General features: G+C 35.5%; 22 protein-coding genes. 14 read left to right on the top strand and 8 right to left on the bottom strand.

Translation table 11 applies throughout. The annotated features are described in order from the left end of the window. Positions 1–101 precede the first annotated feature (101 nt). From dapA to H6W52_RS14035, 4 genes are all read left to right on the top strand, one after another. Positions 102–974, top strand: coding sequence for a 4-hydroxy-tetrahydrodipicolinate synthase (gene dapA, locus H6W52_RS14050; RefSeq protein ID WP_116098775.1), 873 nt, complete (start codon positions 102–104; stop codon positions 972–974). A 123-nt stretch (positions 975–1,097) separates the two neighbouring features. Beyond that, positions 1,098–1,595, top strand: a complete 498-nt coding sequence (locus H6W52_RS14045; RefSeq protein ID WP_116098774.1) for a GNAT family N-acetyltransferase — start codon at positions 1,098–1,100, stop codon at positions 1,593–1,595. Between the two features lie 295 nt (positions 1,596–1,890). Then, positions 1,891–2,469, top strand: a complete 579-nt coding sequence (locus tag H6W52_RS14040; protein ID WP_087708992.1) for a helix-turn-helix domain-containing protein — start codon at positions 1,891–1,893, stop codon at positions 2,467–2,469. Beyond that, on the top strand, positions 2,466–2,912 hold the full coding sequence (locus H6W52_RS14035) for a response regulator (RefSeq protein WP_116098773.1): 447 nt from the start codon (positions 2,466–2,468) through the stop codon (positions 2,910–2,912). Before H6W52_RS14040 ends, H6W52_RS14035 begins: the two co-directional genes overlap by 4 nt. Positions 2,913–3,486: 574 nt before the next feature. Here H6W52_RS14035 and recG read toward each other — a convergent pair. The 5 genes from recG to H6W52_RS14010 form a co-directional block, all read right to left on the bottom strand. After that, a complete protein-coding gene (recG, locus tag H6W52_RS14030) occupies positions 3,487–5,571 on the bottom strand; it encodes an ATP-dependent DNA helicase RecG (RefSeq protein WP_116098772.1) in 2,085 nt (694 codons plus the stop codon). A gap of 70 nt (positions 5,572–5,641) precedes the next feature. Continuing rightward, positions 5,642–6,175 carry a thioredoxin family protein gene (locus tag H6W52_RS14025; RefSeq protein WP_116098771.1) on the bottom strand — a complete coding sequence of 178 codons (534 nt, stop codon included), beginning with the start codon at positions 6,173–6,175 and terminating at the stop codon, positions 5,642–5,644. A gap of 41 nt (positions 6,176–6,216) precedes the next feature. Next, positions 6,217–7,728: a peptide MFS transporter gene (locus tag H6W52_RS14020; RefSeq protein ID WP_116098770.1), complete on the bottom strand. Its 1,512-nt coding sequence runs from the start codon at positions 7,726–7,728 to the stop codon at positions 6,217–6,219. Positions 7,729–7,867: 139 nt separating this feature from the next. Then, positions 7,868–9,622, bottom strand: a complete 1,755-nt coding sequence (locus H6W52_RS14015; protein ID WP_087712039.1) for a peptide MFS transporter — start codon at positions 9,620–9,622, stop codon at positions 7,868–7,870. Between the two features lie 133 nt (positions 9,623–9,755). Next, on the bottom strand, positions 9,756–11,411 hold the full coding sequence (locus H6W52_RS14010; protein ID WP_116098769.1) for a peptide MFS transporter: 1,656 nt from the start codon (positions 11,409–11,411) through the stop codon (positions 9,756–9,758). Positions 11,412–11,499: 88 nt separating this feature from the next. Between H6W52_RS14010 and H6W52_RS14005 the strand changes: the two genes are divergently transcribed. After that, positions 11,500–11,745, top strand: a complete 246-nt coding sequence (locus tag H6W52_RS14005) for a DUF2281 domain-containing protein (protein ID WP_157967257.1) — start codon at positions 11,500–11,502, stop codon at positions 11,743–11,745. Further along, entirely contained in the window at positions 11,735–12,037 is a 303-nt protein-coding gene (locus H6W52_RS14000) for a type II toxin-antitoxin system RelE/ParE family toxin (RefSeq protein ID WP_157967256.1), read from the top strand. Before H6W52_RS14005 ends, H6W52_RS14000 begins: the two co-directional genes overlap by 11 nt. Before the next feature lie 53 nt (positions 12,038–12,090). Here the strand turns inward: H6W52_RS14000 and H6W52_RS13995 are convergent, their stop codons facing one another. Next, the gene (locus tag H6W52_RS13995) at positions 12,091–14,220 is read right to left on the bottom strand and encodes a S9 family peptidase (protein WP_116098766.1); all 2,130 of its coding nucleotides are present in this window, start codon (positions 14,218–14,220) and stop codon (positions 12,091–12,093) included. A gap of 120 nt (positions 14,221–14,340) precedes the next feature. Between H6W52_RS13995 and H6W52_RS13990 the strand changes: the two genes are divergently transcribed. After that, positions 14,341–14,814 (top strand): hypothetical protein, encoded by a 474-nt coding sequence (locus H6W52_RS13990; protein WP_116098765.1) that lies wholly within the window; start codon positions 14,341–14,343, stop codon positions 14,812–14,814. A gap of 11 nt (positions 14,815–14,825) precedes the next feature. After that, positions 14,826–15,011 (top strand): DUF6496 domain-containing protein, encoded by a 186-nt coding sequence (locus H6W52_RS13985; RefSeq protein ID WP_116098764.1) that lies wholly within the window; start codon positions 14,826–14,828, stop codon positions 15,009–15,011. Between the two features lie 207 nt (positions 15,012–15,218). Here H6W52_RS13985 and glgP read toward each other — a convergent pair whose 3' ends face one another. Then, positions 15,219–16,877, bottom strand: coding sequence for an alpha-glucan family phosphorylase (gene glgP / locus H6W52_RS13980; RefSeq protein ID WP_116098763.1), 1,659 nt, complete (start codon positions 16,875–16,877; stop codon positions 15,219–15,221). 201 nt (positions 16,878–17,078) lie between these two features. Here glgP and H6W52_RS13975 point away from each other — a divergent pair, with 201 nt between their 5' ends. The 4 genes from H6W52_RS13975 (at position 17,079) to H6W52_RS13960 (ending at position 21,350) form a co-directional block, all read left to right on the top strand. After that, positions 17,079–17,876 carry a hypothetical protein gene (locus H6W52_RS13975; protein ID WP_087712020.1) on the top strand — a complete coding sequence of 266 codons (798 nt, stop codon included), beginning with the start codon at positions 17,079–17,081 and terminating at the stop codon, positions 17,874–17,876. Between the two features lie 133 nt (positions 17,877–18,009). Further along, a complete protein-coding gene (locus H6W52_RS13970) occupies positions 18,010–20,106 on the top strand; it encodes a T9SS type B sorting domain-containing protein (protein ID WP_116098762.1) in 2,097 nt (698 codons plus the stop codon). Between the two features lie 84 nt (positions 20,107–20,190). Next, positions 20,191–20,712 (top strand): DUF1572 family protein, encoded by a 522-nt coding sequence (locus tag H6W52_RS13965; RefSeq protein ID WP_116098761.1) that lies wholly within the window; start codon positions 20,191–20,193, stop codon positions 20,710–20,712. Positions 20,713–20,807: 95 nt separating this feature from the next. Next, complete coding sequence (locus tag H6W52_RS13960) at positions 20,808–21,350, top strand: hypothetical protein (RefSeq protein ID WP_185144422.1); 543 nt, start codon at positions 20,808–20,810, stop codon at positions 21,348–21,350. Between the two features lie 34 nt (positions 21,351–21,384). Here the strand turns inward: H6W52_RS13960 and H6W52_RS13955 are convergent, their stop codons facing one another. Then, positions 21,385–21,960, bottom strand: coding sequence for a helix-turn-helix domain-containing protein (locus tag H6W52_RS13955; protein WP_157967255.1), 576 nt, complete (start codon positions 21,958–21,960; stop codon positions 21,385–21,387). A gap of 888 nt (positions 21,961–22,848) precedes the next feature. Here H6W52_RS13955 and H6W52_RS13950 point away from each other — a divergent pair. Further along, a complete protein-coding gene (locus tag H6W52_RS13950) occupies positions 22,849–23,520 on the top strand; it encodes a hypothetical protein (protein ID WP_116098760.1) in 672 nt (223 codons plus the stop codon). Positions 23,521–23,896: 376 nt separating this feature from the next. Next, positions 23,897–25,243 (top strand): tRNA (N(6)-L-threonylcarbamoyladenosine(37)-C(2))-methylthiotransferase MtaB, encoded by a 1,347-nt coding sequence (gene mtaB / locus H6W52_RS13945; RefSeq protein WP_185216757.1) that lies wholly within the window; start codon positions 23,897–23,899, stop codon positions 25,241–25,243. Positions 25,244–25,375: the final 132 nt, after the last annotated feature.

Below are 25,375 nucleotides of genomic sequence, written 5' to 3'. Positions count from 1 at the left end.
TTTTAGTATATGCAAATATAATTATATGTATAATAAAACATTATTAATTATTAGAAATTCTTCTCACAAATGATTAAATTTGGCAAAAATAATTCTAACAGATGAGCATTTTAAAAGGAGTAGGTGTTGCTTTGGTAACGCCCTTTAATGAAGATTTATCCGTAGATTTCGATAGTTTAACAAAGTTGGTAGACTACAATATCGAAAACGGAACCGGTTATTTAGTTGTTTTGGGAACTACAGCGGAGGCTGCAACGCTTTCTGCTGAGGAAAAGAAACAGGTAATTGAGCATATCATTAAGGTTAATAATAAACGTGTTCCTTTGGTTTTGGGAATCGGCGGAAACAATACTCTTGAAGTAAAGAAACAGATTGAAGAAGCAGATCTTTCTGAATTTACTGCAGTACTTTCTGTTTCTCCTTATTACAACAAACCCAATCAGGAAGGGCTTTATCAGCATTATAAAATGTTGGCTTCAACCGGAAAGAATATTATCATCTACAACGTCCCTTCGAGAACTGGACAAAATGTTGAGGCAGAAACAACGCTGCGCTTGGCAAGAGAATTCCCTAATTTATTCCTGATTAAAGAAGCGGCTCCGAATATTCTTCAGTATTTCGATATTTTAAGAAAGAAGCCGGAAGGTTTCAATCTGGTTTCTGGAGATGATGAATATACGCTTCCTGTAACTTTGGCAGGTGGAGCAGGGGTAATTTCTGTAATAGGGCAGGCATATCCTAAAGAATTTTCTACCATGGTTCAGTTGGCTTTTGATAAAAAAGTGGATGAAGCCTACGAAATCCATAACAAGCTGGTTGAGATCACGAGACTGATTTTTGCTGAGGGAAATCCTTGCGGAATTAAAGTGATTCTTGCAGAAATGGGAATCATCAAAAACTATCTGAGACTTCCTTTAGTAGCTGCTTCAGAAGGGCTTCATGCTAAAATTAAAACTGAAATGGGAAATATTTAAAAGAAAGTTATTAATCTGCTTTGCAGTGATTTGTATATTTATAACATCATTTTGAAGCGATTCCAAAATATCAGGTGAAAGAATCAGTTCTTTCACCTTTTTCAATTTTTAAAATGTAATTAAATGAAATTAACAGAAGCTACAGAAAAAGATATTCCGATGATTCAGGATTTGGCAAGAAGATCCTGGGAAAGTGCATATAAGGGGATTATCTCGAATGAACAGATCAATTATATGTTGGAGAAAATGTATTCAGAAGAGGAAATTTCATCCCATTTAAAGAATCCGGATTATCATTATTTTTTAATTTTTGATGAAAGTAATCATTCTTTTGAGGGTTTCATGGGATATGAAAACGGTTACGAAGATGCCACAACGAAGCTTCACAGGATTTATCTGGTTCCGGAAAGTAAGGGGAAAGGTTTTGGAAAAGAAGCCCTAAGCTTTTTAAAACAGAAAATTTCTGAGAGTAATGATAAAAGAATTATTCTGAATGTGAATAAAGATAATAACGCTAAACATTTCTACGAATCTCAGGGATTTAAAGTATATGATGAGGTGGTTCTGGATATAGGAGACGGTTTTGTAATGGATGATTACCTGATGGAATTCAAGCTTTAAAGAAAAGAAGATTGGAATTTTATAAATCTTAAACATAATTCTATAAAATGTGATTTATTTATTTTTCGCATCTTTGCTGTACCAAATCACCTTCAAAAGTACATTCATATGCTTGGTGCTAAGCTTTATTGGCTTTTTATCAGTATATTTTTTTTCATCCTTAGTGTTTAAATTCCTGTATTTATTAATGCAGGAGTTTTTTATTTATGCAAAAAATAGCAGATTTTTATTATTTCACTTTTAATTGAAATAAAATTTTTATATTTACATTGAAACATTAAAGGATATATAAAAGATGAAAATGTACGTAAAATTTGACTTCAATACCCTCTGTAAAAAGATTCTTGATGAGAAACTTCGGGAGCACGGTCTTAAATACAGGCTTCTGAATTTCGGAGAAGTAGAGTTCTATGAATCTCTTACCCAGGAACAGCACAAGAATTTTAAAAAAAACCTTGAAGATTACGGAATAGAAATAATTGAAAATCAAAAGGCTGCGTTGGTACAAAAAATTAAAGATGCCATTGTAGAACTTATATCTTCCGAAGAAGGAATCTCTGTAAAAGCTTCCATTTACATTGCCGAAAAACTCAATCACAGCTACGGATATCTTTCGAATTTGTTCTCGGAGATTACCCATACTTCCATTGAAAATTTTCTCATTATCCGTAAAATAGAGTTTGCAAAAGAACTGATCATCAGTAAAAAGCTTAGTTTTACGGAGATCGCTTACCGCTTAAATTATTCCAGTGTAGCACATCTCAGCACACAGTTTAAAAATACAACGGGAATGACACCTTCTCAGTTCCAGAAAATTATTTCGCTGAGGAGAAAATTATCCCATATCAACGAACAATATCTGAAGGCTGTATGACCAAAGATTATCTGAATATAATTCTTGTAGAAGAGGACGAAGGAAAACGAATCTTTTTTGAAAATATATTTTCGGACTCAAAAATTGCCCTTAAAACAAATTCTTTTCACAAGATAAAATGTGTGATGGATTTGCTGGATGAAGAAGATATTTTGATTCCTGAAATGTTCTGGATTAATAAAGATATTATTGCAAAAGACGATTTTGATTTTTTTTCAGTAATACAATCACATATGAAGTTTAATGATACTGTGATTGTTATTTATTCGGAAAGTTTTAAGAATGACGAAGAAGACGATTTTTTGGTAAAAGGAATTAATGTTATTATGAAACTTCCTGATAATTATACAGATATGAAGAAAAAAGTGAGTGAGATTATCGCGATAAACTGGCAATATCACACTTCGGGATTCAATAAAAATAATTTTATCATGAAAGTGTGAAAAATTTGATTAAATTATTTTGGAATTAAAATTAAATTTTTATATTTGTAAAGTAATACTCACACAAAGGTGATAATTAAGTAGAAAATACATTGATTATCTCTTGAGAAATTACCGAAATTGGAACACAGATTTATCATATCAAAAAACGATAAATGAAGAATGAAAATTGTTTCAGTTTTTGAAAAAATTATATAAATCACAATGTTAGTTAAACAAAATGAATTATAATAATTTCCAATTAAAAGCGCAGAAGATCTTTAAACAAAACGGTACAATCATGAAAACTTAGTACTGCCAAAGGAGAATATATCGTTTCATTTTTTCAAATCCTTTGTCAGAAACCTAGTTAGTTTTTATAAATAAGCAATTGGAAACTTAATTCATTTTGTTTTTTTTACATCATTTTTTAAGCTTAAACATCATTACAATTACTATATTCATCACACCACATCACAAAATATTAAGCGAAAGGCTTATGTGAATTTTAAAGAAGTAAAGTAATTTTTCTTCAAATAACAGTTTTATAAGGGGGAACCGCGTGAAGACAAGATCTTTTCGCGGTTTTTTGTTTTCAGGAGATTTTACTCCATTTATTTTTTCCTTTGTAATTTCTCAGATAATCATTTTTAATAATCTGGTTTTCCGGTCTGGATAATAGCGGATCTGCTTCAAGTATTTTTTCTACCGTTTTTTTTGTTGCTTTGATAATGGCGGCATCATTCACAAGATCCAGTCTTTTAAAATCCACAACACCACTTTGCTGAGTCCCCAAAATATCTCCCGGACCGCGAAGCTGCATATCTACCTCAGAAATTTTGAAGCCGTCATTGGTTTCCACCATCGTTTTAATACGCGTTCTGCTGTCTTTAGACAATTTATCCGAAGTCATCAGAATACAATAGCTCTGTTCCGCACCACGACCGACACGTCCGCGAAGCTGATGAAGCTGGGAAAGCCCGAATCTCTCAGAACTTTCAATGACCATAACCGAGGCATTCGGGACATTTACACCCACTTCAATTACTGTTGTTGCGACCATAATTTCTGCTTTTCCGGAGGCAAAATAATTCATGGCAGCATCTTTTTCATCCGGTTTCATCTTTCCGTGGAGCATGGCTACGTTATAGTGTGTGAAATTATCCATCACATTTTCCAGACCTTCCATCAGATTTTTGTAGTCTAACGTTTCAGATTCTTCAATTAAAGGATAAACGAAGTAAACCTGCCGTCCTTTCTGGATTTCCTCGCGGCAGAAATTATAAACATAAGCGCGGTCTTTTTCCCTTCTGTGAGCCGTGATGATGGGTTTTCTTCCAACAGGAAGCTCATCGATAACCGAGACATCAAGATCCGAATAAAAACTCATTGCAAGAGTTCTAGGAATTGGCGTTGCTGTCATAACCAGAATATGAGGCGGAATTTTATTTTTTGCCCAAAGTTTTGCTCTTTGTGCTACACCAAACCGATGCTGCTCGTCGATAATTGCCAACCCGAGATTCTTAAATTTTACTTTATCTTCCAAAACCGCATGAGTTCCCACAAGAATAGAAAGTTCGCCGTTTTCCAATTCTTCATGAATTTTATTCCGTTCGGACTTTTTTGTAGAGCCTGTTAAAAGTCTTATTTTAACTTCCGTCTTTTCTAAAAGTTCTTTAATTCCGTTATAATGTTGCTGGGCAAGAATTTCCGTAGGAGCCATGATGCAGCTCTGGAAACCGTTGTCTTTTGCTATAAGCATCGTTAAAAGAGCAACCATGGTTTTTCCGGAACCTACATCTCCCTGCAAAAGCCGGTTCATCTGGATCGGACGTTTCATATCCATCCGGATTTCTTTGAGTACTCTTTTCTGAGCTCCCGTTAAATCAAACGGAAGATGATTTTCATAAAAATCATTAAAATAATCTCCGACAACAGGGAACGGATTTCCTGCAGTATGGCTTTTGTGATGAAGTTTTTTCAGCCCGAATCCTAACTGAAAGAAAAATGATTCTTCAAATTTTAAGCGGTAATCGGCTTTCTCAAAATGCTCCATATCCTTCGGAAAATGAATATTGAGATAGGTGTGCTGCCTTGATAAAAACTTAAATGCCTTCATCAGATAATCCGGAAAATTCTCATGGATAAGATTCGGGATTTCTTTGCATACATTTCGTAACACAACCTGAAAAAACCGCTGATTCAGTCCTCTTTTGGTCAGCTTTTCCGAACTTGGATAAATAGGTCTTAAACGGTTTTCGGAATCTTTCTTTTCTTCAATTTCTATTTCGGGATGCGGCATCGAAAACTGGTTGTTGAAAACATTGATTTTCCCGAAAATAAAAACTTCTTTATTCACAGGAAGCTGTTCTTTCAGCCATTTTGAATACTGAAACCAAACCAGATCCATCGATCCTGTATCATCATTGAATTTCGCCGAAAGCCTTTTGGTTTTTCCGGTCTGTATTTCCTGAACGTTGGTAATTTTCCCTTTCAGTTGCACGTCTGTGGAAACGTCTCCAAGCTGCGAAATTTTATGAACTTTACTTTTATCCAGATAACGGAGCGGGTAGAAGTTCAGCAGATCTTCCACGGTGGAAATTCCCAGAACGCTTTTGATGAGTTTGGCTTTTTCCGGACCGATTCCTTTTACGTATTCTATGGAGGTTTCTAAATTCATTTTTAGGAGCCACGAATTTCGGGAAAAATTAGAAATTAAAAAAGGCTCTCATTGCTGAAAGCCTGTATTTTTATTCTTTTATTTTAGATTTAAATTTTTTCTGATAATCTTCCCACTGCTCCCGCGAACGGATTTTCTTGAAAAGATCTTTAGAAATAAATTCCAGATAAGGTTCTAATTCCTTTGCAGATAATTCTCCCTGCAAAATGGTGATCGGATTACCGCTTTCATCCAGAAAAACCGTACTCGGAACGGCTGCAACATTCATATACTGAGTAAATTCGTGTAAGGAATTTCTTCCTTTCTTATGTTCCGTATTCGGATTAGAAAACTTTCTTCCAAAAATTTCGATCTCCTTTTTATCTTCCGCATTGAATTTTACCGGATAATAACTTTCATTCAGCATATCAGAAATTACCAGATGTCCGTATGTTTTTTTATCCATGATCTTACACGGAGCGCACCAGTCTGCGTAAAAATCGATGAGAATTTTTTTAGGATTTTCTTTCTGTGCTTTCAGTGCTTCTTCAATCGTCATCCATTTTACCTGCGCAAAACTGAAAGTGACCAGAAAGAGTGCTATTAAACTTATAATTTTCTTCATGATTTGGTATTTTTGAAGTAAATGTAAGCATTTACTTATTTTTATTTTACATCCTGCATTAATTTTTTCACAAGCGGGGAAATCAAAATTAATACCACTCCGGCAATTACCGCGTATAATCCCAATTGTTTATATCCATCGGTATAAGTGATCAAAGCATCATAGTTGGTAGAACCTTCTTTTGCAGTCGCCAAACCTGCCCCGATAATTCCTGCCACGTACTGTCCGTAAGCCGAAGCCAGAAACCACATTCCCATCATCATTCCCTGAAGGTTTTTCGTGGAAAGTTTCGTCATAATGGATAATCCAATAGGAGAGAGGCATAGTTCTCCCAGCGTGATAACGAGTAAAGCGATGGTAAAGAAATTAAGAGAAGTAATCCCTTGAAGATTGGCAAAAAGTCTCGTTGCGAACAAAATATAGTATCCTAAACCTAAGAAAATGAATCCGAGACCAAATTTAATAATGGTGTTTGGTTCAATTTTTCTTTTACCCAGCCAGATCCAAAGTAATCCGATTAAAGGAGCTAAAAAGATAATAAAGAATGCACCTCCGGAATTATTAACGCCATTCGGATCTAATCCTAATAGATCTTTATTTAAATTCTTTGCCGCGAAAATGCTTAACGAACCGCCGCTTTGTTCATAAATTCCCCAAAATAAAATGGAAAACAGGATGAACACTAGTGCTGCCCAAAGTTTATTACGTTCAGCAGGGGTTACTTTGGTCATTTCATAAAATAAATAGATCAGAGTAAGCGGTCCTATTGTCCACATAAAATAATCCGTATATTCTGTTTTGGCAACCATCACCATGATGATCGGAACAAAGATTAATGACAATACATATACTCCATATTCCTGCCATTTTGGGATAGGTGAGGACTTTACCTCATTTTCAGAATGTCCCGGCTGAAGTCCGATCGTTCCTAAGCTTCTCTGGGTAAAAACAAAATTAATTAAACTGATAACCATTACCACAGCAGCTAATCCGAATGCAATATTCCATCTTAACATTTCAGGAATGACACCTGATAATATCTCTCCCTTTCCGATGGCAATACAAAAATATCCTCCCAGTAATGCACCAAGGTTGATTCCTGCATAGAAAAGCGAAAATCCGGCATCTGCTCTTGAATCATTCGGTTTATAAAGCTGACCGACCATTGATGAAATGTTGGGTTTAAAGAAACCTGTTCCCACTACAGTAAACGCGATTCCCAGAAAGAAAAACTTATGAGGATCTGTTGCAAGAATTAAACTTCCGACAATCATTAAAAGTCCACCCCAAAATAAAGATTTTCTGAAACCTAAAATTTTATCTGCAAACAACCCTCCGATAAAGGTAAAAGCATAGACGAAAGCCTGCGTTGCACCATATTGAAGATTGGCTTCACTTTCATGAAAATTAAGCTGCGAGATCATGAAAAAGACAAGCATTCCTCTCATTCCGTAGAAGCAGAAGCGTTCCCACATTTCGGAGAAGAAAAGGCTCCAGATCTGTTTTGGATATTTCCCTTTAAAATTTTGTATTTCGTCTAAAGTTAAACTCATAATTGTTTATATGATTAAATTTTAATTATATTTTCAGTTTCTGTAATCCATCACAGTGACGTCTCAACGGATGAACATACTAAAATATAAAAAACCTCCGACTTAGCGGAGGTTTTTAATTTATTTTATTTGATGCGGATTAGTTTACACCGTGCATCATTTTCTTTAAGATTGGTGAAATTAACGCCAATATTACAGCAGCAATACCACAAAGAACAACGAATACCATGAAGAATTCAAATAAGTTGTGGATCTCAAATCCTACAAAAGTCGGATTTGCCAACGGCAACTGTGCTTTTTCGAAAGCAGCAACCTGATCTGCATTTAAAGTCACTTTTTTATCTAAAACATCCTGAAGGTTAATTCCCATTTCCTGCGCCTTAGAGAATTTATCTCCCGTTGCAGGAATCAATGCTCCCAAAGAACCTGCTAAAGCATAACCTGCAGCATTGGAAATAAAGAATACTCCGTATAATAAGGATGCAAATCTTTTTGGAGCCAGCTTACCTACCAATGATAATCCGATAGGAGATAAACAAAGTTCACCACAAGTCTGGATGAAATACAGTAACATTAACCATTTGATTGCCAATAATCCTGAGTTTCCTAAATCTTTTACGTTATGTGCGATGATGAAGTAACTTAATGCGATTAAAGCCAATCCCATTGCCTGTTTCATCGGGGAAACCGGTTCTTTTCCTTTAGCTCTTAATTTGTCCCAGATCAAACTGAAAGGAACAGCCAAAGCAACAACGAAAATACCATTGAAAATCTGTACCATTGAGGGAGGCATATTCCATCCTAAAATGTTTCTGTCGGTTTGATTATCAGCGATAAATGTTAATGAAGATCCGGCCTGTTCGAAAGCAGCCCAGAAGAAAATAATGAAGAATGACACGATATAGATTACCCAGATTCTCTGTCTTTCCACTTTATTTTCGGCAGAACTCATGATCAGGAATGCTAGAGAAATCCCTGCTGCATAAATGAAAGGATAAATAATTCCTTTAATAAGCTGTCCCATTTCTACGGCTTTAAATCCGAATTCTCCTACCAGAAGATATCTGAAAGCAAAGAAAAGAACAACAAACAATCCTCCAGTAATTCCTAAAGCGGATCCTGAGAATTTAGCAGTCTGCGTTTCTCCTTCTTCAAAATCTGCGCTTGTATTATTTTTAGGTAATCCACCGATAGGTCTTCCTTCCGGTGTAACTACATATTTATTTTTAAGAATAAAGAACGTAATGGTACCGATAACCATTGCAATAGAAGCGGCTAAGAATCCCCATTTGAATGCGAAAATATCTCTTACACCGGTTGTCGCATCTTTTACGTCTCCTACGTACGGACAGATAAACTGTCCCAAGAATGCACCAATGTTGATTCCCATGTAGAAAATCGTGAAAGCAGAGTCTAGTTTTGATTTTTCCTGTTTCGGATAAAGGCTTCCTACCATCGAAGAAATATTCGGTTTGAAAAATCCGTTACCGAAAATGATGATGAAAAGAGCAAGCCACATAAACATTTTGGCACTGTCTAAGCTTCCTGAAAAGGTAGAAGCACTAATGAAAAGCAAAAACTGGCCAATTGCCATTAATGTTCCTCCGATAAGAATTGCGTTTCTGTTACCGATATATTTGTCGGCGATGAAACCTCCCAAAAGCGGAGTAAGATAACATAAAGCTAAAAATCCACCATAGATGATTGCTGCATCAGCTTCTTTTATCAATAAGGAATTTACCATGAAGAGCGTTAATAAAGCTCTCATTCCATAAAAGTTGAAACGCTCCCACATTTCTGTTCCGAAAAGAACCCACAATCCTTTCGGATGTCTGGAATTCTTGTTCTCTACAAATTCATCCGGTTTCGGACTCAATGCTTCAGTATTATCCATTTTTATTGTTAATTTTTGTTAAGACTGACAAATATAGTTTTTTTTGTGTTTTCAGCAAGGTTTTAATTTTATATTTAAATAAAAAAGCCGCAGAATAATTCCGCAGCTTGCTTTTCTGTATTGTGAACAGGGATTAATGCCCTTTTTCTTTCATGATTTTGTTTAATCTTTTCAGCATGGATAAGCCTAAAAGGGTTGCAAATATCAACAAAGCAAAATTCACTAAAAAGTAATTCATTTTATTGTCATAATTGTACCATGTACTGGCTAAAATTCCGGAAAGTTTGTTTCCTACGGAGTTAGCAAGGAAAAATCCGCCCATCATCAACGCTGTAATTCTTGCAGGAGAAAGTTTGGAAACGAAGGATAATCCCATTGGTGAAAGACATAATTCTCCTACGGTAATGACTCCATAACTTGCAACCAGCCACCACGGCGAAACTTTTACAGCACCGTTATCTCCAGCCCAGACTGCTAAAACCATCACTAAACAGGATAATCCTGAAATGAAAAGTCCCAAAACAATTTTTGTAGGCGTCAAAGGCTCTTTTCCTTTTCGTCTCAATAATGCCCAGAAACCTACTATAACCGGCGTTAAAGCGATTACCCAAAACGGATTGATGGACTGAAACAATTCTGTATTGTAAAGATAGGTTTTAGCCTGAGGATTTTTTTCCAGTTCTGCTCGTTGTTCGGAAGAAATATTTTTAAAATAAACATCTTTTCCCTGAACTTTTATTGTGTTTCCGTCTTTATCTTTCTGGGACTGGAACTGATCGTCGTAAACAGGAACTTCTTTGTCTTCATAACTTTTTCCGTCTACCATGTAAATGCTTTCCAAAGGTTTTTCCATGGAAGCAGGTACACTTCTGTCGGTGTAATAATTTGCCCATCTCGTTAAAGCGGTTCCGTTTTGTTTGAAAACTGCCCAAAAGAACATACTGATGAGGAAAACCGATAATAAGGCTCCGATCGACGATTTTTCGTCCGGTTTTGCCTTAAAATAAAGGGAAGCATAGAAGTAAATAACAGGAACACAGGCAAAAATAAAGGCATCTGTATTGTCGCTTCCGAAAATATTTCCGGGAATAACCCAGCCGATTGCTCCTGCAATAATTGCCGGTAAGAATACTTTCATTAATATTTCAGAAAGTTTGGTGTCTCCTTCCTGAACAGGCTTCATCTGAGCGGCATGAATGTAGTGTTTTCTGCCGATGGTAAAAATAATCAATCCGACCAGCATTCCGACTCCGGCAGTGATGAAGGCTTCACCCCAACCGAATTTGTTTCGCATAAAAGCCGCAATAATGTTGCAGATAAATGCGCCGATGTTGATTCCCATGTAAAAAATATTGTATCCGGAATCTTTATTGGCTTTATAAGGTTCTTCGGAATATAAATTTCCAAGCAAAGTTGAAATAGTAGGTTTAAAGAAACCGTTTCCGATGATAATGAGCGCTAAAGAAGAGTAAAATAATGTGAGATCTTTAAAAATACCCATTCCGATATATCCTGCAGCCATCAGAACGCCTCCGATATAAATGGATTTGATGTATCCTAAAACTCTGTCCGCAAGAAATCCTCCGATAAAAGGAGTTAAATACGTCAAAGCAATATAAGTTCCGAAAATATCGTCCGCAGTTTTATCGGGAAGTCCGAGACCGCCTTTTGCTCCGGTAGGCTCAATTACATATAATACAAAAATTCCGAGGATAAGATAGTACCCGAAACGCTCCCACATTTCCGTAAAGAAGAGGAAAGGCAATCCTTTAGGATGTTTAGTCTTCATAGTTTACAAATTTCAAATTTCACAAATATAGAATTTTAAAAATAATAATCGAATTTTATTAACTTTGATGGAAATAAAGATGAAGAAAATGGAAATTACGTTAAAAGATTTAGAAGACAATATCAGAACACTTCCTGAAAATTTTTATGAAGAGGTGAATGATTTTATTAATTTTTTGAAGACAAAACATTTCAAAAGCAAGTCTCATCATATTCCTGAATGGCAAAAAGAAGAAACAGGAAGAAGGGTAGAATATTTACGTGAAAACCCTCAAAGTTTTGTTTCTGAGTCTGAAATGGATGATTATTTAAATAATCTCGAAAGTGGCGACTAAATTAATTTACGGTCATTTTGTAAAGCAGGATTTAAAAGAAATTAACGATTGGTACAGGAAAATTGATAAAAAATTATGGAACAGATTTCTTATTGATTTTCGGAATAAAATCGATTTAATAAAGGAAAATCCATTGTCCTTTGAACTTAAATATGGCGACACTCGAATCGTTTTTCTCAAAAAATTTCCCTTTGGAATTCATTATTCTTACAGCGAAGAGAAAAATCTAATTGAAGTATATTCTGTCTTTCACACTTCCAGAAATCCTGAAGAATGGAATGACAAAAAATAAAAAAGCCGAATCTTAAAAAGAGATCCGGCTTTTTTTATGCTTAAATTTTCGAATTATAAATTCTCCAAAATAAAATCAGTCATTTTCTGATACAGTTGTGGTCTTGTCTGTCCGCCATAAATTCCGTGGTTTTTATCCGGATAAGCCATAAAATCAAACTGTTTTTTGTTCTGGATCAAAGCTTCCGAAAATTCCATAGAATTCTGGAAGTGTACGTTATCATCGGCAGTTCCGTGAATTAATAAGAATTTCCCTTTCAATAAATTCGCATATTCAGTCGGGGAGTTTTTATCGTATCCGTCCGGATTTTCCTGCGGTGTTCTCATGAATCTTTCTGTGTAAACAGAATCATAATATCTCCAGTTCGTTACCGGTGCCACTGCGATTCCCATTTTGAAAACATCGGCGCCTTTTGTCATTGCCAGACTCGTCATATACCCTCCGAAGCTCCATCCGAACATTCCGATTCTGGATTTATCAATGTATGATTGATTTCCGAACCATTTTGCTGCCGCGATCTGATCTTCAATTTCATATTTCCCTAAATTCATGTATGTCACTTTCTTGAATTTAGCGCCTTTATAACCTGTTCCGCGTCCGTCGACACAAGCTACGATATATCCTTTCTGAGCAAGCATTTCAAACCAGATTCCGTTTCCGTTGTCCCATGAATTGGCAACCTGCTGAGAACCGGGACCAGAGTATTGGAACATAAACAATGGATATTTTTTGTTTTTATCAAAGTTTTTAGGCTTGATGATCCATGCATTCATCTGATCTCCCGCTTCATTCGGAATTGTAATAAATTCTTTTTCTACGAAATTATCAGCTTTTAATTTCTGTAGCTGAGCTTCATTATTCTGAAGTTCTTTTACCGTTTTACCGTTTCCGTCCTTTAAAACATAAGTATAAGGTTTTGCAGCCGTAGAAGAAGTTTCGATGAAATAATTATAGTTTTTGCTGAAATTGGCAGAATTATTTCCTTCCGCATTGGAAATCAACTGGGATTTTCCGTTTTCGATATTTACTTTGGAAACTACTTTATTGATGCTTCCTTTTTCTGTGGTCTGAATGTAGATCTCCTTTGATTTTGGATTAAATCCGTAATAATCTGTTACTTCCCAGTTCCCTTTCGTAACCTGCTTTTTCAGTTTACCATCTTTATCATACCAGTACAAATGGCGGTTTCCGTCTCTTTCGGAACCCCAAAGGAAAGAATTGTCCTCTAAAAATTCTAAAGTCGGGCTGTCTGTATCGATCCATTTTTCATCGGTTTCGGTGAATAATTTCTGTACAGCTCCGGTTTTTGTATTGACTTTTAAAACATCAGAAGCATTCTGAATTCTGTCTGAAGTAATTAAAACAATTTCGTCCGGTTTTGCTGTCTGAATTACATTCGGAATATAATAATGCTTGAAACTGTCTAAATTAACGGTTGTCTTTTTACCGTCACTCAACTGATAAATATGTGCTGAAGCAACAGAGTTTTTTTCTCCTGCTTTTGGATATTTGTAACGCATTTCGCTTGGATAAAGCGTTTTGCCGTAAATCGGAATATAGATTTCCGGAACTTCCGTTTCGTCTAATTTTACGAAAAGAATCGCATCCGAGTTCTTTGTCCATTCGTACAGTCTTGCATGTCCGAATTCTTCTTCATAAACCCAGTCTGCAAGTCCGTTTAAAATTTTATTTTTAACACCGTGCTGCGTAATCTGTGTGATTTTTCCTGAATTCAGATCCTGATAAAAAAGATTGTTATCTGCAATAAAAGCCACTTTTGTAGCATCCGGTGAAAATCTTGGCTCCTGAACAAATTTTCCGTCATTAAGACTTACTGTTTTTCCGGATTTAAGATCTTTTACTTCATATTTTCCTAAAAACGAATGTCTGTAAATCGGTTCACTGTCTTTCAGTAACAAAATTTTAGATTCATCATCAGAAAATTCATAGCTCTGGAACTGTCCGTCCACAAGGTTTCCTTCTTTTTGAGAAGTTTTGTAAGAATATTTTGCAATTCCTCCCTGTTCGATAACCAGATAATTTTCACCGTTTTTCATGGAGGTAATTCCGGCAATGCCTTTTCCGCGGTAATATCCTGAATATATTTTATCTAAAGTAATTTCCTGAGCGGATAAACTTTGAAATGCCACAGCAACTGTAAGCGTTAGTAAGAATTTTTTCATTTCTAATTTTAAAAGATTTCAAATATAATAATTTTTAAAATGGTAAAAAAAGCTTTTTAAATCTCTGATTTTGGCAGTAAAATTGGATATATTAAGATACAATCAAATTAAAATATAATTATGGAAACGAATGCTTTTAACCAAAAACTGAACCGATACGAACTGGACGATAGAATAATATATACAGGATTTTCAAGCTATAAAGACGCACAGGAATGTGCCGATAAAAAAGGAGGAGAATTGGTTGAAGTGGGCTTCAAAGACGGAAATGATAATCCTGAAATCTGTAACGAAGCCGGACTGATAGAAAAAAAATTGCATTATTTCGTAGACGCGGGAGATGAATATAAATTTATCCATTCTTCAGATCCCGGATTCAGAAAATATGCCGATGAATTACAGAAGATTAAAGCGAAACAGCAACAGTCTCCACCCGATGAAAGATACATCGCCAATTTTGAAATCGAAAATATTGAAGACCCGATTGTAGTGATAAAAAATGATCATTTTGAATCGGTAACTTCCAGAGAGCGTTCTAAATATCTGAAGCACGCCCAAGTGTATGAAATTGCTGTGTCTTTACCTAAATCTTAAAAATAAATAATATGAGCAGGACAAAATATTCAGAAAAAGCTCAGGATAAAATAGGAAAAGTAATGCACGAATTCAAGGAAGGAAAGCTGAAATCTTCTTCCGGAGAAAAAGTGACCAACAGAAAACAGGCAGTTGCCATTGGTATTTCTGAAGCGAAACAGGAGGGCTTAAAAGTCCCTAAAAAGAAAAAAGATTAACCTAAATAAACAAGGCTTGGAAAAATTTTCCAAGCCTTGTTGTTTCATTTATTGAACCATTAAGGTCGATTTAAGAAGTTAAGCCAGATTAAGATGAATCATTTCTGATTTTAATGTAGCATCACCAAAACTTAAATAATGCTTAACTTCTTAAATCGACCTTAATGGTTTAAAAGCTTATTAACAATTAACAATTAACAATTAACTTTAATCATTATACATAATTCTGTAATATTCATCCGCCATTCTGTCGCTGTTAAACTGATCTTTCACGTCATTCATAGAATTGTACTGGATTTTTCTCCACTGATCCGGCTTGTCATAATACGTAGGAAGAATTTCGTTTTCCAGAATTTCATATAACTTGTTAAGATCATAATTATCCTGTTCGTAGATGCTCATGTTGGCATAATCTGCTTTCGGAACCACAAAAGAATTTTCTCCATGTTTAGCAAATTCAGGGATCCATCCGTCATCTGTGGAAAGATTTACAGAACCATTCATGGAAGCCGTCATTCCGGAGGTTCCGGAAGCTTCTCTCGGAACTCTCGGATTATTCAGCCAAAGATCAGAACCCTGCTTTAAAGATTTACTCAAAGACAGTTCATAGCCTGTAAGAACTGCCATATTTTTATGATTTTTGCTTTCCTCCACCAAAGAATTGAATGTAGAAATTGCAGAATAATCCATTGGATAAGGTTTTCCCGCCCAAATGATCTGAACCGGATATTTCGGATGATTTAGCAATTTGTAGAATCGGTCTTTGTCATGTAAAAGCAGATCGGCACGTTTATATCCTGCAAATCTTCTCGCCCAGACAATGGTAAAAACATTTGGATTGAATAAATTTCCGGTCTGGTCGGCTACGATTTTAAATAATCTTTTCTTTAAATGCTTTTTACGGTAATCGAAAACCGTTTCGTCGTTTTCGTCTTTTGCATTGTAAAGCGGTTTGTCTGCCCAATATTTGAATTCCTGCGCATTGGTAATTGAAGTAATCTCACAGATTCCCGGATATTTGCTCCACATTGCTCTGGAAACCACTCCGTGAAGCTGAGAAACTCCGTTTGCTATTCTTGCCATTTTCAGCGCGCAAAGAGAATGGTTGAAACGGTCGTCATCAGAACCTTCGATATTTTTTACCTCTTCCATACTGAAGCCTGAAAAATAAGACATATCATAACATAGTCTCATATTGTGCTTTTCATTTCCAGCTTCTTCAGGAGTGTGCGTTGTGAAAACCAGCTTTTCTTTCACTTTATTCAGGTTTCCGCCGTATTTTTTCAGCAGATGGAAAGCTGCAGGAAGTCCGTGGGCTTCATTTAAATGATAAACATCTCTTTCAATGTTCATTTCATCCAGCAATTTTGCGCCTCCTTTTCCTAAAAGAATATATTGTGCCAGTTTCGTAGATTCATTGGCATCATATAATTTATGACAGATGGTTTTAGAAATGTGGTCATTTTCAGGAACATCCGTTGACAGGAAAAACATTGGAGCCGTGTGGAAAATCTCAGGATCAAGGTACCATACTTTTACCCAAACCGGAGCGCTGTGGATTTCTATCTGAAATTTTATGCCGGTGTCTTCCAGAAAGCTGTAAATTTTCTTCGTCCATGTCGGCTGTAACGTCTGGTCATGATTTCTTGCCTGATCGTAATACCCGAATTTCCAGAGAATTCCGATTCCGATAAGATCCTGTTTCAGATTGTAAGCACTTCTCATGTGGGAACCCGCCAGAAATCCTAATCCTCCCGAATATATTTTCAGCACCTGCTCAATCGCAAATTCCATAGAAAAATAAGCAACTTTCTTGGAATACTGCGGATTTACGCTAAAAGGTATTTTAAAATTTTTAAAATCCATGTGTAACAGTTTATTAAGTGAGGAGGCAAAGGTATTAATTATGAAAATAAACTCTACATTAATTATTTTATAAATTAACATTAAAAATACTTTTTGAATCTGTTTTTTATTTACCTTTAATAGGTAAATTTTTGATAATCAAAACTTCATGATCTGAAACCGGAAGCTTTATGTCTTCCATAACAATAAAATAATAAGCAGATGAAAAAGGCATTTTCTGATGAAGATTTAATTAAAAATCTGAGCTTATATTATCTGAACCGACACTTGAAAAAGAAGCCGATAGAAAAGTATCACCGTAAGATCGACGAATCTCCGCTTCACGACCGCGAAAAATATAAAAAGAAAGCGGAAATTTTACTGCTCAACTCCTTTATGCATCATTTCCCTGAAGTTAAGTTTGAAGATTTAACCTGCGAAAGCCCCGACTTTATCGCAAAATTCAACGACAAGAAAATCGGAATCGAACTTACCGAAGTAATCAATCATCTTGAAATGAAGAAAGTTGAAAGCAATCTGAACAAGATTTTCCGTCAGGCAGAAATACTATTGGAACAGGAAGACACTACGAAATTTCGTGGTGTTTATTTTTTAGAATTTCACTCAAATATCAAACTGGATTCTCTGGAAAATCAGCAGGAAATTATTTTAAATATCTGTAAAAGCATCAAAAAAGGAAAACCTGCAGGAAATGTAAAAGGAATCCGAAAGTCTTTCCACCGCAGAAATGTTTTTATTACCCATGAATACAATATGAATCTTTTTGATGAATTATGTTCTGAGAAAATTGTAGAGCTGATTGAAAAAAAGAACGAAAAATTTCCTTACTACGATACTTCGGTCGACGAATGTTGGCTCGTTATTGTTTCGGATATGAATTCCATCGCTTCGCGCTATACTTTTATTCAGGATAAAGAACATCTGCAAAAGGTAAAAAGCCCTTTTCACAAGATTTTTCATCTCGAAAATCTTTGCGGAAATATCACAAGTATCAAGTAATCGCTGGAAATATTTCATTTTTAATCAACTTTTATTGAATTATTTTCGTTGAATCTGTTATTTTTAATTGGAATTGTTTATATTTGATAGACAACAAATTACCTCATAAATTAATAACCAAATTCAACATGATATGAAAAAAACTCTACTTCTTTTCTTGCTTTTTATTTCATCTTTTATTTTCGCTCAGGCAGACTGTTCATCAGCACTTGCGGTATGCGGAAATTCCAGTATAACGTATTCTCCGACGGGAATCGGGGCCGTTAATGAAAATTTAGGAGGATGTTTATCTTCCGGTGAGCACAATTCAATCTGGTATAAATTTACCATTGCAACAGGCGGAACGCTTACTTTCGATCTCGTTCCTACAGATCCGGGAGCAGATTACGACTGGGCGATTTACGGGCCGAATGTAAACTGTTCAAGTCTTGGTTCTCCGGTTCGCTGTAATGCAGCCACCGTTATCGGAGTCGGAGCTTCTACAGGCATGAATATGACGAGCACCATCATTAGTGCTGCAGGAGGATCGTTAACACCTTACTGTAAATATATGGATGTTTTACCGGGGCAGACTTACTATTTGTACATAGATAACTGGGTAGATGTTTTTAATCCTACAATGGCTCCGTTTTCTCTAAATTGGGGAGGAACGGCAACGTTGGCTTCACCTTTTACGGATCCTAACATTCAGACTCAGCCTTTTCTTCCGCCCGGAGTTCCGGCTGCCAATCCTGCGAATCCGCGAGAAATTATTGTCTGCGAAAATCCCATGGTTTTTAATTTCAGTACCTTGTCTTCCGGTATTCTTAATGGCAACAGCAATTTCCAGATCAGTTATCATACTTCACAGAATGAAGCACTTTCCGGAGCAAATCCTATTGTGTCACCGATTACCGTTAATACTGCCACAACATATTATTACAGTATCCATTATCAGGATCCTGCAAACCCGAATAACCCTATTAATTCCTGCAGACAGGTGGGAGCTTTCAAATTTAAATACGGAAATATTTCAGGAACCAATGTTACGCTCTACAGCTGTAATAACAACAATGCCGGAACCGGAACTTACGATTTAACTTCCGCTGCTGTTTTTGGAGATCCTACCGCGGTGAAGGTTTATTATAATTCACTTTCAGATCTTAATGCGGGAATAAATCCCATTACGAACACCACTAATTTCGTTTCGGCAGAAGGAACGGTGTATGTGAAAATTACTTCTCAATATGGTTGTGTAGCTATTGCACAGATTATTCTGAAATTTTATCCGGTTGTTGTGGTTACTGAGGCCACTTTAAGAACCTGTTTTATTGAAGCTAATCCTTCAACGGGAGCATTTAATCTCAGTCTTGCAGCCGTCACCACGCAAAGCGGAACGACTAAAAAATATTATCCTTCTTTAGCAGATGCCCAAAACGGAACCAATGAAATTGTATTATTCTCAAATTACATCGCTCCAAATGGCGTTATTTACATCAAAGTATTTAATTCTAACAATTGTTTTGCAATTGCGAAAGTGAATTTAGTAGTCATTCAGCCGGTATATTCCAATGTCCTGAAAGACAAAATCATCTGTATGGAAGACCGAACCACACTGGATGCAGGTTCCGGCTTTACGAGCTATGAGTGGAGTACAGGTGCAACCACACAGACCATCAATAATGTAGGAGTAGGAACGTATTGGGTGAAATTAAAAAGCGGCGACTGTATTACCAAGCAAAGTGTAAAAGTGTATGCTTCGGAACAGCCGGTAATTTCATCAGTTGATATTACCAATAATACCATAACGGTAGATGTTTCAGGTGGAACCGCTCCGTACAAATATTCTCTTGACGGAATCAAATGGCAGGATTCCAACGTATTTACAAACCTTCCGAGAGGAGACAGCAGAGTTTTTGTAAAAGATGCCTACAATTGTGAACCGATTGATATTACTGTGGTTGTTCCTAATTTGGTAAATGTAATTACACCAAACGGAGACGGAGTAAATGATGTGATCGATTATTCAGCTTTAGGATACAAACAGAATTTGGTATTGAGTGTTTTCGACAGATACGGAACACTTGTTTTCAAGGCGGATAAATTCAGAAACTATACGTGGGACGGAACCATCGGAGGCAAAAAAGTCCCAACAGGAACTTACTGGTATTCGGTTTCTTGGAACGAAAATGATAAGAAGAACACCTTATTCAAGTATTCAGGTTGGGTAATGGTAAAAAACAGGGAATAATTTTCAGAAGTCAATAGAAAACCGTTGCCTGTGTAACGGTTTTTGTTTTATAAAATCCTTATCTTAGATATTCAAACTTACATCATGAAGGATTTATTGATAAAACGTTTTGAATATTACAAAATGCTCGGAGATCAATCTTTCGGGCAGCTTTCGGATGAACAGATTTTCTGGCAGTTTAATGAAGAAAGCAATTCTATAGCCATTATTGTTAAGCATATCGCCGGAAATATGTTATCCAGATGGACTAATTTTTTAACCGAAGACGGCGAAAAATCATGGCGGAACAGGGATGAAGAATTTGTTGATACTTTTAAAACAAAAGCTGAGGTTCTGGAATATTGGGAAAAAGGCTGGAAATGTTTTTTTGACGCTCTGAACCAGATGAATGATGAAAATGTACATTCCTTAATTTACATAAGAAATGAAGCACATACATTTATGGATGCTGTTTTCCGTCAGTTGGCGCATTATCCTTATCATATCGGGCAGATTGTGTATATCGCAAAAATGATGAAGAATGAAGATTGGAAAAGTCTTTCTATTCCGCGAAACAAATCGCAGGAATTTAATTCTGAAATGATCAGTAAATTCAGACAACAGTAATAAAGAACTTTACCATTCAAAATAAAGGAATTATTTCTGATGAATTTTTAAATAGAAACATCACAGATTTTCATTCTGCGTGCCAATATGTTTCGATGATTCCTTACAAAAGAAATAATGATAAAAGCAGAACCGAATGTGTTTTTGATGATTTTGGCGGAACCTGCAGCACAAAACACGCCGCCCTGAGAAAACTTGCTCTGGAAAATCATCATAGCGATATAAAGCTGATTCTTGGAATTTTTAAAATGGATGCAGAATACACTCCGAAAATTAGCGGTACTTTGCAAAAATTTAATTTGAAATACATTCCGGAAGCGCATAATTATCTCAAAATTGATAACGAATATTACGATTTTACAAACCGCAGCTCACATTATCATCATTTTAAAGATAAACTACTGATTGAAAGGGAAATAGAATTCAACGAAATTGGGGTTCAGAAAGTTTCATTTCACAAAGATTTTCTTGAAAAATGGCTGAATGAAGAACACATCACTTACAGCTTAGATGAATTGTGGAATATCAGAGAACAATGTATCAGGGATTTGCAGCAAATTGATGAACCTGAAATTCAAAATTCGTCTCTCGTTTGTTACCAGAACAATTCTGAGGTAAGAGACGAATACAGACAATAATCATAAACAGATGCCCCAGATAAATCGTCAACAGTCACATTTTAAATGAGTTTTTTTGTTTTTCGGAATTTTCCATATATTCCGAAGGAGTTATACCTTCCAGTTGTTTAAAAACACGATTAAACGTAGACTGGCTGGTAAAGCCTGCTTCAGTATAAATATACATGAGCGTTATTTTTTTCATATCACTTTCTTCTATTATTTTTTTTACATAGGAGATGCGGTGTGTGTTTATATAATGGTTGAAATTAGTATAACCATGAACTCTTATTGCTTTTGAAATATAATTGTTACTTATTTTCAGTATTGTACTCAGTGTCGAAATATTCAGATCCGGGTTGGTAAAAAGTTTATTACCTACAACTTCATGTTCTATTTTTTCAAAAAGAGAATCTGCCATTTCCAGTACTCTTTCATTAAGGGTAACCGGAAGGATAATTTTTTCCTTTTCTTCTATTTTGATGAGGGTGTTAACTTCCCTCATTTCATCTTTATAATAGGCTAACAAACCAACGACAAGAATGTTGGATAGAATCAGAAGAGTGTCCTTACAGTGTATCTTTTCGGGAATATGTTTTGTAAAGTTAAACGTAAAGAATTTATTGAGCATACACCCAAGAATTATAATGAAGCAGCAGTATAAAGAGTAAAGTATAACTTCTTTTCTAGCGAAAAATATATAAGCTCCAAAAGGAAGGGGGATGAGCCACACACATTGTCCTGTGGATACTTTCCAAAACTTTAGGATGATGTAAAATGCATATAAAGGAGCAATAATGAAATATGTATGCAGTATCTTATTCATTAGATTGTAGTAACATGTTCTTAGCCAAACCAATGTCAATAGCAATAAAATAACCCCTGCTGATAGATAATATACCAAAAAAATATCTTTCATAACCGTTAGATAAATGGTAATATGCAATAGAAGTATAATACACATCAAATAAATATATCTTTCCGCTAATTCTTTTTTAAGCTTTAAAATCTGGCGTTCCCGGAGTGCTCTGTTATCTGTTAAAAGATATTGGGAATGCGCTTTAGATAAGTCATTAATCACTTTTGATATTCTTATTTTATTGATTATGAGCTTTTTTATCAATTTTTTCATTTTGTGTTTTTTTTCCATTTTACAATATATATATGTATTAATCAATAATCATTATTGGCTAATATTAATGAGGTTTCTATTTCAGTGATGAGCAGAAGTAAAATTATCTTTGTTGAAAATAAACGGAAGTAAAGATTCAAATCTTCTTTTAAGAATATTCTTGTTTTACAAGTAGGTAATAAGGGCATTCATTTGCCTGTGCGAACCTTAAAAGTCGAAAAGATTTGAAAGCACGAATTTATAAAAAAATCTGATAAAGCACGTTATTGTATCATTTTTTTAACAAATGGCAGCTATTTTCAGCAAAATCTTTTACAAAACATCAGGTTGTGCTGTAATTATACTTATTATCATTTTAAAATATTAATCAAATATTATAATAACATTATGAAAATCAAATTTATTTCTCTATTAGCAGTTTTTCCTACAGTTTTATTTTACGCTCAGAATAGTAAAGTAGGGATTAATACCACCACTCCTGGGAACACCTTGGAAATTAAATCCGATTCCAACGGAACATCCGGCTTAAGATTCAGTAATCTTAACAGCTCTTCGAATACATCAGAAGGAAAGCCTCTTGGAGTAAACAGTAGTGGAGATGTAGTCACTATTACCGGAGGAGCGACTGTACTTTCAAAAACTTTTACTTTAACAGACAGTTACATTGCTGGACATCTCTCTCAAAACGTTTCTAATGACTCTTCCATTTCTTCTAATCTTTTGTCGATAGATGATGGTATTCTAATGGATGTTTTAATATATTCCGCGGCTGAATATGTACCAAGAATAAAAAACCTCACAGGTAATACAATAAATGTAGCCTACGTTTCAAATATTGATATTTCGGTAGTAGGAAATACAACAGCAACTGATGTTTCTGTAAACAATGGAAGCAGTCTGAGTTTATCTTCTGCACCGGTAAGTTGGGTGGCGCCAACCAATTCGAGAATCGTTATTTCAATTAATAATACAAGTTGGTACGAGCTTAAATGGTTTTGCTACACAAAAGGAATTCCCGGAGTTAAATACATTTTTATATCTGCACAGCGCATCTTGTAAAAGAATAATTAAAGAAAAAACTCTGTCAATGTAAGCAGGACTACATTTAGTTTTTTAATTGTAGCCTTGCTTAAAACCACTTTCAGAATTAGCAGCAAAAGAGGCAAAAGATAATAATGCAGCGTATTTACGGAATAACCAAAACGCCTAATACAATAAAAATCAAGGGTTTTTAAAAATTTAATTTATCTTTTGCGACTTTTGTGGGTAAATAAAACTTTAAATAGCATTTTAGGATTTACGTGTTGTTTTTCCGGTCTGAAATTTTTGTTTTCCGTTTTCTATCAATTTTATGATGACACTATAATAGACTGAATCAATTCAGAATTCATCTTAAAATGATTATCTTTGCACCCACAAAATTCAGAATCAATAAATGTCTCAATTTCAAAGAACTTCCGCATTTCATACTCTTGGCTGCAAATTAAATTTTGCGGAAACATCTACCATTGCCCGTCAATTAACAGAAGCAGGTTACGAAAAGGTAAGTTTTGATGAAAAGGCGAATGTGTATGTTATCAATACCTGTTCGGTAACTGAAAATGCCGACCGCGAATGCAAACTTCACGTAAAAAGAGCCATGAAAGCCAATCCGGATGGTCTGGTTGTAATCGTGGGATGTTATGCACAGTTGAAACCGGAGGAAATTTCACAGATTGAAGGGGTAGATTTGGTTTTAGGGGCCAAAGAAAAATTCAATATTCTGAGCTATCTTGATGATCTGGAGAAATCTGAAAACGAAGGGATCGTTCATTCATGCGAAATTGAAGAAACAGATTTTTTTATCGGAAGTTACTCCATCGGAGACAGAACACGAGCTTTTCTGAAAGTTCAGGACGGCTGCGATTACAAATGTACCTACTGTACGATTCCTTTGGCAAGAGGAATTTCCCGTTCTGATACCATCGAAAATGTATTGAAAAATGCCAAAGAAATTGCTGAAAGAGACATCAAAGAAATTGTTCTTACAGGCGTAAACATCGGAGATTACGGAAAAGGAGAATTTGGAAACAAAAGACACGAACATACTTTTTTAGATTTAATTTCTGAGCTTGATCAGGTTGAAGGAATCGAAAGAATCCGTATTTCTTCCATCGAGCCGAATCTTCTGAAAGACGAAAGCATAGAACTTGTTTCGAAAAGCAAAAGCTTTGTTCCGCATTTTCATATTCCTTTACAATCGGGAAGTGATGAACTGCTGAAAAAAATGAAACGCCGTTATTTAACGAAATTATATACCGACAGAGTCAATAAAATCCGTGAGGTAATGCCGGATGCAGCGATCGGCGTGGATGTAATTGTCGGTTTTCCGGGAGAAACAGAAGAGCTGTTCATGGAAACATACAACTTCCTGAACGAGCTTCCAATAACTTATCTTCACGTTTTCACCTATTCTGAAAGAGAAAATACGGAAGCGGCAGAAATGGAAGGCGCAGTTCCGATTCCGGAAAGAAAAAGACGCAATAAAATGCTTAGAATTTTATCTGAAAAGAAAAAGATGGCATTTTACCAGACCCAGCTTGGAAAAACACTTCCTGTACTTTGGGAACACGAAAACAAAGACGGGAAAATGTTTGGCTTCACAGAGAATTATGTGAGGGTTCAGAAGAATTTCGATCAGGCTTCAGTCAATCAGATTGAATTCTTAAAGCTTGAAAAAATAGAAGCGGACGGAACGGTTTCTGTGATGAATTCCTTTGAGAGTTTTCTGGAGAAAATATAATATTCTTTAAATAATTCATTTAAAATAATTCAGGCATTGCTATCAGAGTGATGTCTTTTTTTGTTTTAATGAAATCGAAACCTGAAATCATCACATTTAATCCAAAAATAACTTCTTTCATTCATCTTTTTG

This window comes from Chryseobacterium sp. C2(2020), from assembly GCF_014218915.1.
Classification (GTDB): domain Bacteria; phylum Bacteroidota; class Bacteroidia; order Flavobacteriales; family Weeksellaceae; genus Chryseobacterium; species Chryseobacterium mucoviscidosis.
Note: the sequence above shows the minus strand (reverse complement) of the source record. Positions and strands in the feature narration are given on the sequence as shown.